We start from the raw sequence: 18,312 nt of genomic DNA on the forward strand, positions 1-18,312 counted from the left end.
ACGCCCAACAAAAAACCCGCTGAAATCACTTTCAGCGGGTTTCTCAATTCAGCAGCCTGGAAGATCAGAAATCCTCCAGCCGCCACACCTCATAAGCTGGTGTCTCGTAGGGATGGCTCTGTTTCAAAGCCTCCACCACCGAGCGAATCAACTCATCCGCCACCACCAGCTCAACCTTCCATTCCTCGACCTGCTCGACCTGCCCTGCTTCGCCAATGAACGGCTGGCTGCCATCCAATGGACGAAACTGGCCCTGGCCCAACACCTGCCAGGCGCAGTGATCGTAAGCGCCGATCCGTCCGCCACCGGCGGCGAATACGGCACTCTTCACATCTTCGACGTGGCTGGCTGGAACAAAAAAGCTGAGCTTGTACACGGCGCTTAATTCACCCAGACGCGAGCATTACGGAACATGCGCATCAGCGGTGCATCTTCGTTCCAGTCATCCGAACGCCACGAGTTCTGCACAGCGCGGAATACACGCTCCGGGTGCGGCATCATGATGGTCACGCGACCGTCGCGGCTGGTCAGGCCGGTGATCCCGCGCGGCGAACCGTTCGGGTTGGCCGGGTAGCTTTCGGTGACCTTGCCGTGGTTGTCGACGAAACGCATCGCCACGCAACCCGACAGATCGGCTTCCAGCAGTGCTTCTTCGCTGGCGAACTCGGCATGGCCTTCACCGTGGGCGATGGCGATCGGCATGCGCGAACCGGCCATGCCCTGCAGGAAGATCGAGTTCGACTCCTGGATCTGCACCATGGCCACACGGGCTTCGAACTGCTCGGAACGGTTACGCACGAAGTGCGGCCAGAACTCGCTGCCCGGGATCAGCTCGTGCAGGTTGGACATCATCTGGCAACCGTTGCACACGCCGAGGGTGAAACTGTCGTTGCGTTCGAAGAAGCCCTGGAACGCATCGCGGGCACGGCTGTTGAACAGCGCCGACTTGGCCCAGCCTTCACCGGCACCCAATACGTCGCCGTAGGAGAAACCGCCGCAAGCGACCATGCCCTTGAAGTCGTTCAGGTCGACACGGCCGGCGAGAATGTCGCTCATGTGCACGTCGATCGCGTTGAAACCGGCGCGATCGAACGCAGCCGCCATTTCCACCTGGCCGTTGACGCCCTGCTCACGCAGTACGGCAACCTGTGGGCGGATGCCTTTCTTGATGTAAGGCGCGGCGATGTCCTGGTTGATGTCGTAGCTCAGCTTGACGCTCAGGCCCGGATTGTCTTCTTCCAGCAGCACGTCGAACTCTTGTTCGGCACAGTCGGCGTTGTCACGCAGACGCTGGATCTGATAGCTGGTCTCGGCCCACTGACGTTGCAGCAGACGACGCTGGCCTTCGAACACGGTGTCACCGTTGAAGGTGATGCTGATCTCGCCGTTGTTGATTGGCTGACCGATCACCGACACGCAATCGCCCAGGCCGGCAGCGCTGAACTGCGCGAGGATGTCCGGAGTGGCGTCCTGGCGAACCTGAATCACGGCACCCAGTTCTTCGTTGAACAGGATCGCAGCGATGTCGGCGGAGGAATCCGCCAGGCTGTCGAGGTTCAGGCTCAAGCCGCAGTGACCGGCGAACGCCATTTCCACCACGCTGGTCAGCAGACCGCCGTCGGAACGGTCGTGGTAAGCCAGCAGGTGACCGTCGGCATTGAGGCCCTGGATCACCGCGAAGAAGGCTTTCAGGTCTTCGGCGTCATCGACGTCCGGAGCCTGCTTGCCGAGCTTGCCGTGAACCTGTGCCAGGATCGAGGCGCCCATGCGGTTCTGGCCGCGGCCCAGGTCGATCAGGATCAGGTCGGTGGTGCCCTTGTCCATGCGCAGTTGCGGGGTCAGGGTCTGACGGATGTCAGTCACTGGCGCGAAACCGGTCACGATCAGGGACATTGGCGACGTGACGGACTTATCCACGCCTTCATCGTTCCAGCGGGTGGCCATGGACATCGAGTCCTTGCCCACCGGAATGGTGATGCCCAGCTCAGGGCACAGTTCCATGCCGACCGCTTTCACGGTGTCGTACAGGCGTGCATCTTCACCCGGGTGACCGGCAGCGGACATCCAGTTCGCCGACAGTTTGATGTCGGAGATCTTGCCGATGCGCGAAGCGGCAATGTTGGTCAGGGTTTCACCGATGGCCATGCGGCCCGACGCTGGAGCGTCCAGCAGCGCCAGCGGAGTACGCTCGCCCATGGCCATGGCTTCACCGGTGTAGACGTCGAAGCTGGTGGCGGTGACGGCAACGTCGGCCACCGGCACCTGCCACGGGCCGACCATCTGGTCACGGGCCACGAGGCCGGTGATGGTGCGGTCGCCGATGGTGATCAGGAAGCTTTTGCTGGCCACGGCCGGGTGATGCAGAACGCGCTCGACGCAGTCGGCGATGTTCAGGGTCGACGGATCGAAGTCATCACCCAGTTCGGCTTCACGCACCACCGAACGGTGCATGCGCGGGGCCTTGCCCAGCAACACTTCCAGTGGCATGTCCACCGGGCTGTTGCCGAAATGGCTGTCGGTGACAGTCAGCTGTGGTTCGGCAGTGGCTTCGCCGACCACGGCAAACGGGCAACGCTCGCGTTCGCAGATCGCCTTGAAGCGCTCGAAATCCGCCGGGCCGACAGCCAGGACGTAGCGTTCCTGGGATTCGTTGGACCAGATTTCGTGCGGGGCCATGCCCGGCTCGTCGTTTGGAATGTTGCGCAGTTCGAAACGGCCACCGCGGTCGCCGTCGTTGACCAGTTCCGGGAAGGCGTTGGACAGACCGCCCGCACCCACGTCGTGGATGAAGCTGATCGGGTTCTTGTCGCCCAGTTGCCAGCAACGGTCGATGACTTCCTGGCAACGGCGTTCCATTTCCGGGTTTTCACGCTGTACCGAAGCGAAGTCCAGGTCTGCCGAGCTGGTGCCTGTGGCCATGGAGGAAGCCGCGCCGCCGCCCAGGCCGATCAGCATCGCCGGGCCGCCGAGCACGATCAGCTTGGAGCCGACGACGATCTCGCCTTTCTTGACGTGTTCTTCACGGATGTTGCCCATGCCGCCAGCCAGCATGATCGGCTTGTGGTAGCCGCGAACTTCGTCACCGTGCGGGGTGGTGATCGATTGTTCGAAGGTACGGAAGTAACCGGTCAGCGCCGGACGGCCGAATTCGTTGTTGAACGCAGCGCCGCCCAATGGGCCTTCGATCATGATGTCCAGCGCGGTGACGATGCGCTCGGGCTTGCCGTACGGCACTTCCCACGGCTGTTCGAAGCCCGGGATCTGCAGGTTGGACACGGTGAAACCGGTCAGGCCGGCTTTCGGCTTGGCACCACGGCCGGTAGCGCCTTCGTCGCGGATTTCGCCACCGGAACCGGTGGACGCGCCCGGGAACGGGGCAATCGCGGTCGGGTGGTTGTGGGTTTCAACCTTCATCAGGATGTGCACCGGCTCCTGCACCGCGCCGTACTGGCGGGTTTCAGGGTCCGGGAAGAAGCGACCGGCCACGGAGCCGACGATCACCGAAGCGTTGTCCTTGTAAGCCGACAGGACACCTTCGCTGTGCATCTGGTAGGTGTTCTTGATCATGCCGAACAGGCTTTTTTCCTGGCTTTCGCCGTCGATGTCCCAACTGGCGTTGAAGATCTTGTGACGGCAGTGCTCGGAGTTCGCCTGGGCGAACATCATCAGTTCGATGTCATGCGGGTTGCGCGAAAGGCCCACGAAGGCGTTGACCAGATAGTCGATCTCGTCTTCGGCCAGGGCCAGGCCCAGCTCGGTGTTGGCTTTTTCCAGCGCGGCACGGCCGCCACCCAGCACGTCGATGGCGGTCAGGGGTTTCGGTTCGGCGTGGCTGAACAGGCCGGCGGCCTGTTCGAGATTGCCCAGGACGATCTGGGTCATGCGGTCGTGCAGACCGTCAGCGATCAACCGGGCTTCAGCGTCGCTGAACTGGCCGGCCACGTAGAACGCAATGCCTCGCTCCAGGCGCTGGATTTTCGCCAGGCCACAGTTGCGGGCGATGTCGCTGGCCTTGCTCGACCATGGCGAGATGGTGCCGAAACGCGGCAATACCAGGAACAGACGACCGGTCGGTTCTTGTACCGGAACGCTTGGACCGTACTTCAGAAGGCGCGCAAGCACCTGCTGTTCGTCGCCGGTCAGGACGCCGGTAACTTCGGCGAAGTGAGCGAATTCAGCATACAGGCCACTGACAGCCGGAACCTTCTGGCTCAGTTGCTCAAGGAGCTTGCTGTGGCGAAAGGCAGAAAGGGCAGGAGCGCCGCGCAGGATCAACATCTTCGGGACAGCCTCGGGAAGGGGTGTGCTTTGAGGCCGTGCATTCTAGCCTAAACAGCCCGCGACATCACCCGAAACGCTACGCACGGTTGCACTCGGGTGTCGATTTGTGTTTCTGCCTTGAAAGTCAGGTTAACGGGACGTGCGGTGATCGCTTATTTTTACTGTAACAAAATGCAGATCAGGCCCATTCCTGCGGGGTTTCGGTCGGTTTTGTGATCGCTAGCAGACAAGCCCTTCGCTGTCGAGATATGGCGCCCGTGGTCCTTTGCGTATACTGCGCAGATGTTTTCCCCAACGGCTTTACGTCCGCGGTACGCCAAATGGCTGATCGCAACCGGACTCTTCCTGATGCTCGGTGGCTGTGTTGATAAACCCAACACGCTTGAGCGCGTAAAGGAGGATGGTGTGCTGCGGGTGGTTACCCGAAACAGCCCCGCCACCTACTTTCAGGATCGCAACGGTGAAACCGGCTTCGAATACGAGCTGGTGAAGCGCTTCGCCGACGATCTGGGGGTCGAGCTCAAGATCGAGACCGCCGACAACCTCGATGACCTGTTCAACCAGGTAGGCAAGCCCAATGGCCCGGTGCTGGCGGCTGCCGGCCTGGTCAGCAGCGAAGAGCGCAAGAAGCAGGTGCGTTTCTCGCATTCCTACCTGGACGTCACCCCGCAGATCATCTACCGCAACGGCCAGTCACGGCCGACCGATGCGAAGGATCTGGTGGGCAAGAAGATCATGGTGCTCAAGGGCAGCACCCACGCCGAGCAACTGGCGCAGCTGAAACAGAAATTTCCCGGCATCGAATACGAAGAGTCTGACGCGGTCGAGGTCGTCGATCTCCTGCGCATGGTCGACGAAGGCCAGATCGACCTGACGCTGGTCGACTCCAACGAAGTCGCGATGAACCAGGTGTACTTCACCAACATCCGGGTCGCCTTCGACCTCGGTGACGCCAGCAACCAGAGCTGGGCCGTCGCACCGGGCGACGACAACAGCCTGCTCAACGAAATCAACGAGTACCTCGACAAGGTCAAGAAAAACGGCACCCTGCAACGCCTCAAGGACCGTTACTACGGGCATGTCGACGTTCTCGGCTACATGGGCGCCACCACGTTTGCGCAACACTTGCAGCAACGCCTGCCCAAGTACGAACAGCACTTCAAGTCGTACGCCAAGAAAGAGAAAGTCGACTGGCGCCTGCTGGCGGCCATCGGGTACCAGGAGTCGTTGTGGCAACCGGCCGTCACGTCCAAGACCGGTGTGCGTGGCCTGATGATGCTGACCCAGAACACCGCGCAGGCCATGGGCGTGTCCAACCGCCTGGACCCCAAACAGAGCATCATGGGCGGGGCCAAGTACCTGGCCTACATGAAAGACCAGCTCGACGAGTCGATCCAGGAACCGGACCGTACCTGGTTTGCCCTGGCGGCCTACAACGTCGGCAGCGGCCACCTGGACGACGCACGCAAACTGGCGGCCAAGGAAGGGTTGAACCCGGACAAATGGCTGGATGTGAAGAAGATCCTGCCGCGCCTGTCGGAAAAGAAGTGGTACAGCAAAACCCGTTACGGCTACGCCCGAGGCGGCGAACCGGTGCATTTCGTGGCGAACATCCGGCGCTACTACGACATCCTGACCTGGGTCACGCAGCCGCAGCTTGAAGGCGACCAGGTCGCCGAGGGCAAACTGCTGGTTCCGGGGATCGACAAGACCAAGCCGGCGCAGGAACCGGCGCCGCTCTGACAGAACAACCGAGATCAAATGTGGGAGCGGGCTTGCTCGCGAAGGCAATTTATCATCCAACATCTCTGTTGGCTGATACTCCGCTTTCGCGAGCAAGCCCGCTCCCACATTGTTTTTTGTGTTCGGCTTAGGCTTTTGTGGCAGCCGCCAGAATCAGCGCCTTCATTTCCGAAACAGCCGATTTGAACCCAACGAACAGCGCATGGGCCACCAGCGCGTGTCCGATGTTCAGCTCGTTGATGCCCTTGATCGCCGCCACGGCTTCGACGTTGTGATAGTGCAGGCCATGGCCGGCATTGACGATCAGGCCCTGGGCCAGGCCGAAGGCCACGCCATCGGCCACACGCTTGAGTTCTTCAGCGACTTCGGTCGGCGTCTCGGCATCGGCATAACGCCCGGTGTGCAGTTCGATGGCTGGCGCGCCGACACGGCGCGAGGCTTCGATCTGGCGCTCATCGGCATCGATGAACAGCGACACTTCGGAGCCGATCTTCGACAGACGCTCGACCGCCGCCTTGATCCGCGCTTCCTGCCCTGCCACGTCCAGGCCGCCTTCGGTGGTCAGCTCCTGACGGGTTTCCGGTACCAGGCAAATGTGCGCCGGGCGGATGCGCTCGGCGAACTGCATCATTTCTTCGGTGACGCCCATTTCGAAGTTCATGCGGGTTTGCAGCACGTCCTTGAGCAGCAGAACGTCGCGCTCCTGAATGTGCCGACGGTCCTCGCGCAGGTGCACGGTGATGCCGTCAGCGCCCGCCTCTTCCGCGTCCAGTGCCGCCTTGACCGGGTCCGGGTAACGGGTGCCCCGGGCCTGACGCAGGGTGGCAACGTGGTCGATGTTCACGCCAAGAAGAATACGGGTGCTGGTGGTCACGGAAGCGCTCCAGAAGAAGAGAAAGTTCGGTGCACAGCATACGGGGAGACTACGGCTTGCGAAACAGCTCGCGACTGACCAGCGGGCGACCACCCAAATGAACGGCCAATGCCTGGCGCATCAAACGCTTGGCGGCAGACAACGCACCGGGTGCGGACCAGTCGGCTTCGGCCATGGCCAGCAGCTCTACTCCGTTGAACAACCCTGGCTGCAAAAGATAAACCCGCTCCAGCCCTGCATCCACTTGCAAGCGATAGAGACCATCCGGGGCAATGGGTTGATCGTGAATATCGCTGGTCAGGGAAAAACCGTAGCCCAGATCATCGAGCAGGCGCCATTCGAAGGAACGCAGCAACGGTTCCAGTGCACGACCTTCGGCCAAGGCCAGCAAGGTCGCGGCGTAGTGATCGAACACGGCGGGGTGCGGGTCTTCGGCGGGCAGCAGGCGAATCAGCAACTCATTGAGATAAAGGCCACTGAACAGTGCCTCGCCATTCAGCCAGGTGGAAACGCCAGCACTTTCCATGCGCCCGACATTCTTCAGCTCTCCCCTGCCCCGAAACTCCACTTCCAGCGGCACGAACGGCCGCGCCAGCGTCCCGGCCTTGCCCCGCGCACTGCGCAACACCGCCCGCAACCGACCTTGCGGCGTGAGGAAATCCACCAGCGCGCTGTTTTCACGGTAGGCGCGGGAGTGCAGGACGTAGGCGGGTTGGCCGATGGGAGGGGTTTGGGACATGGAACTCTCAATGAAGAATCGCGGTTTTACAGACAACCCCAAACTAATGTGGGAGCGGGCTTGCTCGCGAAAGCGGTGCAACAGCCAACATTAATGCTGAATGTTACATCCTCTTCGCGAGCAAGCCCGCTCCCACAGTAGATCCATGTGCTGCCAGACGATTTACAGGTCGCCATAACCCAACGAACGCAATGCACGCTCGTCATCGGACCAGCCGCCCTTAACCTTGACCCAGAGGTTGAGCATGATCTTGGAGTCGAACAGCAGCTCCATGTCCTTGCGAGCTTCGGTGCCGATGCGCTTGATGCGCTCGCCCTTGTCGCCAATGATGATTTTCTTCTGGCCATCGCGTTCGACGAGGATCAAGGCATGGATGTGCAAGGTCTTGCCCTGCTGCTTGAACTCTTCGATTTCAACGGTGATCTGGTACGGCAGCTCAGCGCCCATCTGGCGCATGATTTTCTCGCGCACCAGCTCGGCGGCGAGGAAACGGCTGCTGCGGTCGGTGATCTGGTCTTCCGGGAAGAAGTGATCGTTTTCCGGCAGGTGCTCGGCAATCACCCGCTCCAGCGCATCGAGGTTGTGCCCGTGCTGCGCCGAAATCGGCATGATCTGCGCATTCGGCAGCTGTTCCTGCAACCAGGACAGGTGCGGCATCAGCTCGGCCTTGTCTTCGATGCGGTCGGTCTTGTTCAGCGCGACGATCAGCGGGCCGGTCACGTACTGGACGCGCTCGAGAACCATCTGGTCTTCGTCGGTCCACTTGGTGCGGTCGACCACGAAGATCACCACGTCGACGTCTTTCAACGCCGCCGAAGCGGTCTTGTTCATGTAGCGGTTCAGGGCCTTTTCGCCACCCTTGTGCATACCGGGGGTGTCGACGTAGATCGCCTGTACATCGCCCTCGGTCTTGATACCGAGCATGTTGTGACGGGTGGTTTGCGGTTTGCGCGAGGTGATCGCCAGCTTCTGACCCAGGATGTGGTTCAGCAACGTGGACTTGCCCACGTTCGGACGGCCGACGATGGCAACATAGCCACAGCGAGTTGCGTTTGTATCAGTCATTGCCATTCTCCACACCCAGGGCAATCAGTGCTGCGGCGGCCGCTACCTGTTCGGCAATACGACGGCTCACACCCTGACCTCGGCTTTTTTCATTCAGTAAGATGATTTCGCATTCGACGAAGAACGTCCGGCAATGCGGTTCACCCTGGATATCCACCACTTCGTAACGCGGCAGCTCACAACCACGGGACTGCAGGAACTCTTGCAGGCGGGTCTTTGGATCTTTGTTGGTGTCGACCAGCGTCAGGCCTTCGAACTCTCCGGCCAGCCAGGCGAGCACACGCTCACGGGCCACTTCCATGCCAGCATCGAGGTAGATCGCACCGATCAGCGCTTCCAGGGCATCGGCCAGAATCGACTCTCGACGAAAGCCGCCGCTTTTCAGCTCGCCGGAACCCAAGCGCAGGTATTCGCCCAGATCGAAACCACGGGCCAGTACGGCCAGGGTCTCACCTTTCACCAGGCGCGCGCGCAAACGCGACAACTGGCCTTCACGAGCCAGCGGGAAGCGCTCGAACAACGCCTCGCCGGCGACGAAGTTGAGGATGGCGTCACCGAGGAATTCCAGGCGTTCGTTGTTACGCCCGGCAAAACTGCGGTGAGTCAGGGCCAGGACCATCAGTTCCTGATCCTTGAAGGTGTAGCCGAGCTGACGCTCTAGACGGCTTAAGGAGACGCTCACGGTTTACCCACGCTGAGTTCGTGGCTCGATTGTACTGCCATCGCCGTGAGGCGGCGCAGGCTTGGGACAATTAACGCTGTGTTCAAAAATAACGTCCTGAATATCATTGGTTTCATGCTTTCTGTCGGTTCCAGAAATGCATTCGGCGCTGTGTTCAACAGCGCCGTGATTGATTACTTGATCAGGCCAACCCGCGAGAAATTCGGCAGGTGACTGAGTTTGGGTTCCGGCCAGCTCATCCAGACCGCAAAAGCCTTGCCGACGATATTCTTGTCGGGAACCATGCCCAGCAGATCCTTGGGAATGCTCGGATCATCCCAGTAGCGACTGTCGTTCGAGTTGTCGCGGTTGTCGCCCATCATGAAGTAGTGCCCGGCCGGCACGGTCCACGAATGGTCCGGCATTGCGCGGTAGCGACTCATTTCCTTGCGGATCATGTGCTCGGCCGCACCGAGTTTTTCCTTGTAGAGCTCAGCGCTGCCCAGCGTGCCCGGCTCGGAGCCGACCAGTTGTTCGGCAATCGATTGACCGTTGACGAACAGACGCTTGTCGGCGGTGTAGCGAACCGTGTCGCCCGGCAAACCAACCACACGCTTGATGTAGTTGACGTTCGGATCGCTCGGGTAACGGAACACCATGACATCGCCGCGCTGCGGATCACCGACTTCGATGACTTTCCTGTCGATCACCGGCAAGCGGATCCCGTAGGAAAACTTGCTCACCAGAATGAAGTCGCCGACATCCAGGGTTGGCTTCATCGAACCGGAAGGAATCTGGAACGGTTCCACCAGGAACGAACGCAGCACCAGCACGATGAACAACACCGGGAAGAACGACTTGCCGTATTCAACCAGCAGCGGCTCTTTGTTCAGCTTCTCGACCACGACCATGTCAGGCTGGCTGACGCTGCCCTGATAGGAGGCGATGGCCGCACGCCGACGCGGGGCCAGGATCAACAGATCGAGCAACGCCAACAGGCCGCAGACGAACACGGCGATGACCAGCAACAGCGGGAAATTTAGTGACATAGGACCTAACTATCCAACCTGAGCACTGCAAGGAAGGCTTCCTGTGGAATTTCCACGTTGCCGACTTGCTTCATGCGTTTCTTACCGGCCTTTTGCTTTTCCAGCAGCTTTTTCTTACGGCTGACGTCACCGCCGTAGCATTTGGCCAATACGTTCTTTCTGAGCGCCTTGACGGTTGTCCGCGCCACAATCTGCCCGCCAATGGCGGCCTGGATTGCCACGTCGAACATCTGCCGCGGAATCAGATCCTTCATCTTCTCGGTCAACTGGCGACCTTTGTAGTGCGAATTGTCACGGTGCACGATCAGCGCCAGGGCGTCGACCTTGTCACCGTTGATCAGCACGTCCAGTTTCACCAGGCTGGCCGATTGGTAACGATCGAAATGGTAGTCCAGAGAAGCATAGCCGCGACTAGTGGATTTCAGGCGGTCGAAGAAGTCCAGAACCACTTCGTTCATCGGCAGGTCATAGGTCACTTGTACCTGGGAGCCGAGGAACAGCATGTCGACCTGCACACCACGTTTTTCGATGCACAGGGTAATGACGTTACCCAGGTGCTCTTGCGGCACAAGAATATTGGCGCGCACGATCGGCTCGCGCATGTCTTCGATGGCAGACAGGTCCGGCAGCTTGGACGGGTTATCGACGTAGATCGTCTCGCCGGTCTTGAGCAGCAGCTCGAAGATTACCGTCGGCGCCGTGGTGATCAGGTCCAGGTTGTACTCGCGCTCGAGGCGCTCCTGGATGATTTCCATGTGCAGCATGCCGAGGAAGCCGCAACGGAAGCCGAAGCCCAGTGCGTCGGAGCTTTCCGGTGTGTATTGCAACGACGAATCGTTGAGGGTGAGCTTTTGCAGCGCCTCGCGGAAGTCTTCGAAGTCGTCGGAGCTGACCGGGAACAGGCCGGCGTAAACCTGCGGCTGGATGCGCTTGAACCCCGGCAGCACGTCGACGTCCGGCGTCGAGCTCAAAGTCAGGGTGTCGCCCACTGGCGCACCGTGAATATCCTTGATGCTGGCGATGATGAAGCCCACTTCACCGGCCTTCAGGTCGGCGGTAGGGGTGTGTTTCGGGTTGAATACACCGACGCTGTCCACCAGGTGGATCTTGCCGGTGGATTTGACCAGGATCTTGTCGCCCTTCTTCACGCGGCCGTGGCGAACGCGAACCAGGGAGACAACGCCCAGGTAGTTGTCGAACCAGGAGTCGATGATCAACGCTTGCAGCGGATCTTCGATGTTGCCGGTCGGCGCCGGGATGGTGGTCACCAGGCGCTCGAGCACTTCATCGACGCCCAGGCCGGTCTTGGCAGAGCAAGTGACCGCATCGGTGGCATCGATGCCGATGATTTTTTCGATTTCTTCCTTGACGCGCTCCGGATCGGCCTGTGGCAGGTCGATCTTGTTCAGCACCGGCATCACTTCCAGGCCCTGTTCGATCGCCGTGTAGCAGTTGGCAACCGACTGCGCTTCAACACCCTGACCGGCATCGACCACCAGCAGCGCGCCTTCACAGGCAGCCAGCGAACGGCTCACCTCATAGGTGAAGTCAACGTGGCCGGGGGTATCAATGAAGTTCAGCTGGTAATTGATGCCATCGCGAGCCTTGTAATACAGGGTGACGCTGTGCGCCTTGATGGTGATCCCGCGTTCACGCTCAAGGTCCATGGAGTCCAGGACCTGGGCTTCCATTTCGCGCTCGGCAAGGCCGCCGCACATCTGGATGAAGCGATCGGCCAGCGTCGACTTGCCATGGTCAATGTGGGCGATGATGGAGAAATTGCGGATATGACTCAAATCACTCACGGATCAACACTCAAAAAGGCTGCAGGCATAGCCCGCCGAAAAATAGCCGGGAATTGTACCTGATCCACGGCGCAAGCGTCACGTTCGCAGGTCAGACGGCACTTACAAAAACGCCCCGGTCTTGCGACAAGGGCGTTTCTTATGGTCAAAGCGGTCGGAAAATGCCCGCCATCAGCCTGCTCGACGTAACAGCCAGAGCCCCGCCACGGCGCAAACACCCGCCGGTACCAGTACCGAAAGCAACGGTGGGAAGCCAAACACCTGGCTCGAAGGTCCCAGCAGATCCTGAACGATGCGGAAGGTGAAGCCCACCAGCACGCCGGTAAACACGCGCTGGCCCAGGGTCACCGAGCGCAGCGGGCCGAAGATGAAGGAAATCGCCATCAACACCAGGGCGGCAGTCACCAGCGGCTGCAACACCTTGACCCAAAATGCCAGCCAATAGCGGCTGTTGTTCAACCCCTGGTCCGCCAGGTAGTGGATATAACCCCACAGACCGCTGATCGACAATGACTCCGGCACCATGACCACCGTGCTGAGCAATTGCGGACTCAAGGCCACGGCCCAACGCTCGACCGGGGTCGACACCACTTCAGTGCTGCGCTCGTGGAACAGCGTGGTCGTGACGTCCGTCAGCTGCCAGTGATCCGTGTCGAACTCGGCACGCTTGGCGAAGCTCGCCGACAGCATGTGCCGCTCGTTATCGAAACGATAACGGGTCACACCGTACAGGATGCCGTTGGGCTGTACCGAGTTGACGTGAATGAACTCATCGCCCTGGCGGTGCCACAGGCCGTGCTTGGCGCTTTGTGCATCGCCACTGCCCTGGGCCAGCGAGCGATTGGCTTGCGCGGCGGTTTCGGCAGGCGGAGCGATGTACTCCCCGACCAGCAGGCCAGCCAGCATCAATACCAGCATCGGTTTCATGACCGCCCAGACAATCCGGCCGATCGACACACCGGCGGCGCGCATGATGGTCAGCTCACTGTTGCTGGCCAGGCTGCCCAGACCGATCAGGCAACCGATCAGCGCGGCCATCGGCAGCATTTCGTACATCCGGCGCGGCGCAGTCAGCGTCACATAACTCAGAACGTCGACCAGCGTGTAGGTATCGGTGACCTCACTCATCTCATCGATGAAGGCAAACAGTGTCGCCAGACCGAGAATGATCCCGAGCACCGCCAGAATCGCTATCAACACACTGCTACCAATGTAGCGATCCAGCTTAACCACGGGCCACCTCCAGTGCACTGCGGCGACTCGCCCGTTTCAAACGCAAGGGCTCCCAATAGAGCAAGCCCAGACCAATGGCCAGGAAAATTCCGTGCACCCACCACAAGCCCAGCGCCGCGGGGATCTTGCCCTTGTCGAGGGCACCGCGGGCGGCAATCAGAATGGTCAGGTAAGCCATATAAAGAAGAATCGCCGGCAGTAATTTGAGGAATCGGCCCTGACGCGGGTTGACCCGCGACAGCGGCACCGCCATCAAGGTCACGATGAACACCAGCAACGGCAGCGACATCCGCCATTGCAATTCGGCGCGCAGGCGAATGTCTTCACTGCCGATCAAGGTGCTGGTCGGCATCGCATCACGGTCGGTGACTTCGTCGCTGACGTCGGGTTTTGGCAGCAACACACCATACTCGTCGTACTTGATCGCCCGGTAGTCGGCCTGCCCCGGACTGCCGTCATAGCGATAGCCATTATCCAGGATCAGATAGCGGTTGCCGTCCGGACGAATTTCCTGACGCCCCTTTTCCGCCACCAGGACAGAAATTCCGCGATCCTTGTTGTTGGAACTGATGTTCTTTTGCGAGATGAACACACCGCCCAGATTGACCCGGTCATCCGACATGCGTTCGGTGTAGGTGACCCGGGTACCGTCGCGCAGGGCCTGGAAGCGCCCTGGCTCCAGGGTGTCGAATTCGGTCAGGGCATCCTGCTTGTTCAGCAGCAACTGAAACTGGTTGGCCCCTTGTGGCGCAAGGCTCAGGCTCAACCACGCCACGATGAGTGCGACCAGGGTGGCCGGAAACATTGTCATCCAGACCAGTCGTTGCTGGCTCATGCCGGTGGCCGAGAGTACGGTCATTTCGCTTTCGAGGTACAGGCGCCCGTAGGACAACAGGATCCCGAGAAACAGCCCCAGCGGCAGGATCAGCTGGAGGAAGCCCGGCAGTCGAAAGCCCATGATCAGGAACAGCGAACCCGGATCCAGCAGGCCCGAGGCCGCCTGGGCGAGGTATTTGATGAAGCGACCGCTCATGATGATGACCAGCAGCACGGCACTGACCGCGCTCAAGGTCAACAGGACTTCGCGGGATAGATAACGGAAGACGATCAAACCAGACACTCCAGGGTTGTCAGGCTAAGGCGGCCAAACAAGCAAACGTATCGGACGGCCCGCAAGACAGGGCCACCGAAAAAAAGATGGCGCATTATCCTGTGATTGGGTGCGCCTGTCACTGCGCAATGCATGGAAACGCCTGTAGGAGCGAGCTCGCTCGCGAAGGTCGTCAACGATAACGTGGGGAGCCTGAAACCCCGCGGCGGTCTCAGGTTCTTCGCGAGCAATCGAGCGTCGACCGGCTGCTCCTACAATCGTGCAGCCGAGGGTTGTCAGGCGCCGCTGGCGAGGTTCAAACTGCGGCCTTCGTCGCCGATCGGTATTGGCGCCTTCCATTTTATAAGCAAGCGACGCAGACCACTGTCGGACGCTTGCGTGCTAACCATCAATTCAGGGACCCGGACATGGAACTGGTTGTAAAAAGCGTCAACCCGGAAACGTTGAAGACCGCCACGCTGGTGGTTTCCGTTGGCGAAGATCGCAAGCTCGGTGCAGTTGCCAAACAACTCGATGAATTGAGCGGCGGCGCGATCAGCGCAGTGCTCAAGCGCGGCGATCTGGCCGGCAAGGTTGGCCAGAGCCTGTTGCTGCACAGCCTGCCGAACCTCAAGGCCGAGCGTGTACTGCTGGTGGGCGTTGGCAAGGACGACGAGCTGGGTGACCGCCCGTTCCGCAAAATCATCGCCGGCATCCTCAACACAGTGAAAGGCCTGGGTGGCAGCGATGCGGTGCTGGCCCTGGATGAACTGGTCGTCAAAGGTCGCGACAGCTATGGCAAGACTCGCCTGCTGGCCGAGACCCTGGTGGACGGCGAGTACACCTTCGATCAGTTCAAGAGCCAGAAAGCCGAACCCCGCTCCCTGAAGAAAATCACCCTGCTGACCATCAAGGCAGCTCAGGCTGAAGTGCAGCGCGCCGTAACCCACGCCACCGCCATCGCCAACGGCATGGCCTTTACCCGCAACCTGGGCAACCTGCCGCCAAACATCTGCCACCCGACCTTCCTCGGTGAACAGGCCAAAGACCTGGGCAAAGAATTCAAGGACCTGAAGGTCGAAGTCCTCGACGAGAAGAAGATCAAGGCCCTGGGTATGGGCTCGTTCTACGCCGTGGGCCAGGGCAGCGCCCAGCCACCACGCCTGATCGTCATGCAATACAACGGCGGCAAGAAATCCGAGAAGCCGTATGCGCTGGTCGGCAAAGGCATCACCTTCGACACCGGCGGCATCAGCCTCAAGCCGGGCGCCGGCATGGATGAAATGAAGTACGACATGGGCGGCGCCGCCAGCGTGTTCGGCACCCTGCGTGCCGTGCTGGAACTGAAGCTGCCGATCAACCTGGTGTGCATCCTGGCTTGCGCCGAGAACATGCCAAGCGGCAACGCTTCGCGCCCGGGCGACATCGTCACCACCATGAGCGGCCAGACCGTGGAAATCCTCAACACCGACGCCGAAGGCCGTCTGGTGCTGTGCGACGCACTGACCTACTCCGAGCGCTTCAAGCCGCAAGCGGTCATCGACATCGCGACCCTGACCGGCGCCTGCGTAGTCGCCCTGGGTTCCCACACGTCGGGCCTGCTGGGCAACAACGACGAACTGATCGGCCAACTGCTGAGCGCCGGCAAGGCTGCCGACGACCGCGCCTGGCAACTGCCGCTGTTCGATGAGTACCAGGAACAGCTGGACAGCCCGTTCGCCGACATCGCCAACATTGGCGGCCCGAAAGCCGGCACCATCACCGCGGCCTGCTTCCTGTCGCGCTTCACCAAGAACCTGAACTGGGCGCACCTGGACATCGCCGGCACCGCATGGACCAGCGGCGGCAAGGACAAGGGCGCCACTGGCCGTCCGGTTCCGCTATTGACCCAATACCTGCTGGACCGCGCCAAGGCCTGAAACCGATGACCTTGGGTGGCGCTACTTTCAGGTGGCGCTGCTCAAGGCTCAGGAACTGCAATGACCAAAGTCGACTTCTATATCCTGCCCAGCGCCGATCCTTCGGCACGCCTGGATTTCGCCTGCAAGCTCACCGAAAAAGCCTGGCGCATGGGCCACCGTGTCTACCTGCATTGCAGCGACGCTGCCCAGCGTGACGATCTCGACGCACGCCTCTGGACGTTCAAGGGTGAAAGCTTCGTGCCCCACGGCCCCGCCGAAAGCGAACCGGATGGCTTGATTGTCCTGGGCCTTGGTGACGATTGCGGTCAGCATCAGGATTTGCTGGTCAACCTCGACCTGAAAGTCCCGGCCTTCGCCCAGCGTTTCGCCCGCGTGGCGGAAGTGGTGGTGGAAGACCCGACGATTCGCCAGGCCGCGCGGGAGAGTTTCCGTTTCTACCGCGAACAGGGCTATCCTCTGCAAGATCACCGTTTACAGCGACTCTGAGCCTTCCAATGGACACTCCAAAACCGCTGCAACAGTCCGCGCACCTGCTGGACGACCTCGAGTCGATCCGCCAATTGCTCGGCGATGACAACCTGCAACCGCCCCTGCTGACCGACACGGTCGAGGATGGTGACCAGGAACAGATTCCCATGTTGTTCGACGCCGTGAGCGAGCCTTCGCCGCCCGTGGTACCGACACCCCCTGCCCCCACCGTTGAACCTGCCGCCAGCAAGAAGCCGGATGACTTGCTACACCTGGACAGCGAACTGCGCGCCGCCGCGCAGTTGATCATGCAAGACGTGATCGACGATTTCGCCCCGCACATCGAGACCGAAATCAAACGCCGCCTCAGTGCACGGCTGGAGCGGTTGTTGAGCCAGTACAACGATTGAGAGGCCGGTTGTATTTAGGAGCGAGCTTGCTCGCGATGGGCGCTAACGATAACGCGTGTTTCCTGATAAAACGCGTCGCCCTCACGTCCATCGCGAGCAAGCTCGCTCCTACAGGTCTGCACCGAACATTCAGGTGCTCAGGTAGCGCCCGATCAATGCGATCCCGCTCACCAGCACCAGCCACGTCACCAGCCGCACGAACGCCTCGCGGGACAAGCGCATGGTCAGCCGCCGACCGACCCACAGCCCCAGCGCCATGGCCGGCAACAGACAAACCGCCAGCACCAGCAACGGCAGATCGGCATACACACCGGCGATAACAAACAGACTCAAACGCACCACCGTACTGCAACTGATCAATGCACTCTGGGTGGCCCGGGCCGCCTCCTTGGGCAAACGGCTGTTCAAGTAGATCGCATAGAGAAAGCCGCCGCTGCCAAACAAGGCGCCAAACATTCCGCCCACCGTCCCCATTGGCAGTGCCCACACCGCGGACAACTGCGTCGGCCGGGTTTTGACCCACAGGCTGTAGATCGCATAGGCGCTGATAAACAGCCCCATTAACAGCAACAACAGGTCGGACTTGAGGTTCAGCAGGAAAATCACCCCCAGCGTGCACCCCACCGCCATGCAAGGCAGCAACCGCAACAGCTCCGGCCTCGCCACATCGCGCCGCGACGGCAGCAGATTGCCGAATGCCGCGACAAAATCGAGCAACACCAGCAACGGCACGATCTTCGACAGCGGCATGAACAGAATCAGAATCGGCCCCGCCACCAGCGCGGTGCCGAAACCGGCGATGCCGAACACGATGTAGGCCAGGGCAATGCCAAAGCCAATCACCAGCCAATCCACTACGCCGAAAGGCCATTGGCTCAACAACGTCAATGCGCTCATTGCAGCGCTCCTCTATTTAAGTTCGCTGACTTTAGCCATCGCTGAGCGTTGCGACTAATATCATCAAAGTCACTG

At 60.5% G+C, this 18,312-nt stretch carries 15 protein-coding genes; 4 read left to right on the plus strand and 11 right to left on the minus strand.

The genetic code is table 11. The features are described 5' to 3' along the window. Positions 1-64: 64 nt before the first annotated feature. The gene (locus tag ACEN8Q_RS18205; protein ID WP_413423691.1) at positions 65-376 is read right to left on the minus strand and encodes an NGG1p interacting factor NIF3; all 312 of its coding nucleotides are present in this window, start codon (positions 374-376) and stop codon (positions 65-67) included. Between the two features lie 5 nt (positions 377-381). After that, positions 382-4,278, minus strand: a complete 3,897-nt coding sequence (gene purL / locus ACEN8Q_RS18210) for a phosphoribosylformylglycinamidine synthase (RefSeq protein ID WP_413423693.1) — start codon at positions 4,276-4,278, stop codon at positions 382-384. Positions 4,279-4,563: 285 nt separating this feature from the next. On the opposite strand from purL, the gene mltF reads away from it, so the two are divergent. Next, complete coding sequence (gene mltF, locus ACEN8Q_RS18215; RefSeq protein ID WP_413423695.1) at positions 4,564-6,024, plus strand: membrane-bound lytic murein transglycosylase MltF; 1,461 nt, start codon at positions 4,564-4,566, stop codon at positions 6,022-6,024. Positions 6,025-6,151: 127 nt separating this feature from the next. Here mltF and pdxJ read toward each other — a convergent pair whose 3' ends face one another. The 8 genes from pdxJ to lptF form a co-directional block, all read right to left on the minus strand. Beyond that, positions 6,152-6,898: a pyridoxine 5'-phosphate synthase gene (gene pdxJ / locus ACEN8Q_RS18220; RefSeq protein WP_413423100.1), complete on the minus strand. Its 747-nt coding sequence runs from the start codon at positions 6,896-6,898 to the stop codon at positions 6,152-6,154. 49 nt (positions 6,899-6,947) lie between these two features. After that, positions 6,948-7,637, minus strand: coding sequence for a DNA repair protein RecO (gene recO / locus ACEN8Q_RS18225; RefSeq protein ID WP_413423102.1), 690 nt, complete (start codon positions 7,635-7,637; stop codon positions 6,948-6,950). 162 nt (positions 7,638-7,799) lie between these two features. Next, positions 7,800-8,702 (minus strand): GTPase Era, encoded by a 903-nt coding sequence (gene era, locus ACEN8Q_RS18230; protein ID WP_008020290.1) that lies wholly within the window; start codon positions 8,700-8,702, stop codon positions 7,800-7,802. Continuing rightward, complete coding sequence (gene rnc / locus ACEN8Q_RS18235) at positions 8,695-9,384, minus strand: ribonuclease III (protein WP_007973960.1); 690 nt, start codon at positions 9,382-9,384, stop codon at positions 8,695-8,697. The genes era and rnc overlap by 8 nt, the downstream gene beginning before the upstream one ends. Before the next feature lie 173 nt (positions 9,385-9,557). After that, positions 9,558-10,412: a signal peptidase I gene (gene lepB / locus ACEN8Q_RS18240; RefSeq protein WP_413423105.1), complete on the minus strand. Its 855-nt coding sequence runs from the start codon at positions 10,410-10,412 to the stop codon at positions 9,558-9,560. A 5-nt stretch (positions 10,413-10,417) separates the two neighbouring features. Next, positions 10,418-12,217: a translation elongation factor 4 gene (gene lepA / locus ACEN8Q_RS18245; protein WP_322615950.1), complete on the minus strand. Its 1,800-nt coding sequence runs from the start codon at positions 12,215-12,217 to the stop codon at positions 10,418-10,420. Between the two features lie 171 nt (positions 12,218-12,388). Further along, positions 12,389-13,450, minus strand: a complete 1,062-nt coding sequence (lptG, locus tag ACEN8Q_RS18250) for an LPS export ABC transporter permease LptG (RefSeq protein ID WP_413423107.1) — start codon at positions 13,448-13,450, stop codon at positions 12,389-12,391. Continuing rightward, complete coding sequence (lptF, locus tag ACEN8Q_RS18255; protein ID WP_413423109.1) at positions 13,443-14,561, minus strand: LPS export ABC transporter permease LptF; 1,119 nt, start codon at positions 14,559-14,561, stop codon at positions 13,443-13,445. The genes lptG and lptF overlap by 8 nt, the downstream gene beginning before the upstream one ends. Positions 14,562-14,968: 407 nt before the next feature. On the opposite strand from lptF, the gene ACEN8Q_RS18260 reads away from it, so the two are divergent. From ACEN8Q_RS18260 to ACEN8Q_RS18270, 3 genes are read left to right on the plus strand one after another with little or no spacing between them, the layout of a single operon-like run. Further along, the gene (locus tag ACEN8Q_RS18260; RefSeq protein ID WP_413423111.1) at positions 14,969-16,459 is read left to right on the plus strand and encodes a leucyl aminopeptidase; all 1,491 of its coding nucleotides are present in this window, start codon (positions 14,969-14,971) and stop codon (positions 16,457-16,459) included. A 60-nt stretch (positions 16,460-16,519) separates the two neighbouring features. Then, a complete protein-coding gene (locus ACEN8Q_RS18265; RefSeq protein WP_008020283.1) occupies positions 16,520-16,948 on the plus strand; it encodes a DNA polymerase III subunit chi in 429 nt (142 codons plus the stop codon). Positions 16,949-16,956: 8 nt separating this feature from the next. Beyond that, positions 16,957-17,340: a DNA polymerase III subunit chi gene (locus tag ACEN8Q_RS18270; RefSeq protein ID WP_413423113.1), complete on the plus strand. Its 384-nt coding sequence runs from the start codon at positions 16,957-16,959 to the stop codon at positions 17,338-17,340. Positions 17,341-17,469: 129 nt separating this feature from the next. Here ACEN8Q_RS18270 and ACEN8Q_RS18275 read toward each other — a convergent pair whose 3' ends face one another. Next, positions 17,470-18,237, minus strand: a complete 768-nt coding sequence (locus ACEN8Q_RS18275) for a sulfite exporter TauE/SafE family protein (RefSeq protein ID WP_413423115.1) — start codon at positions 18,235-18,237, stop codon at positions 17,470-17,472. Positions 18,238-18,312: the final 75 nt, after the last annotated feature.

Origin of the sequence: Pseudomonas sp. Pseusp16, from assembly GCF_047324915.1 — a bacterium.
Classification (GTDB): domain Bacteria; phylum Pseudomonadota; class Gammaproteobacteria; order Pseudomonadales; family Pseudomonadaceae; genus Aquipseudomonas; species Aquipseudomonas fluorescens_CD.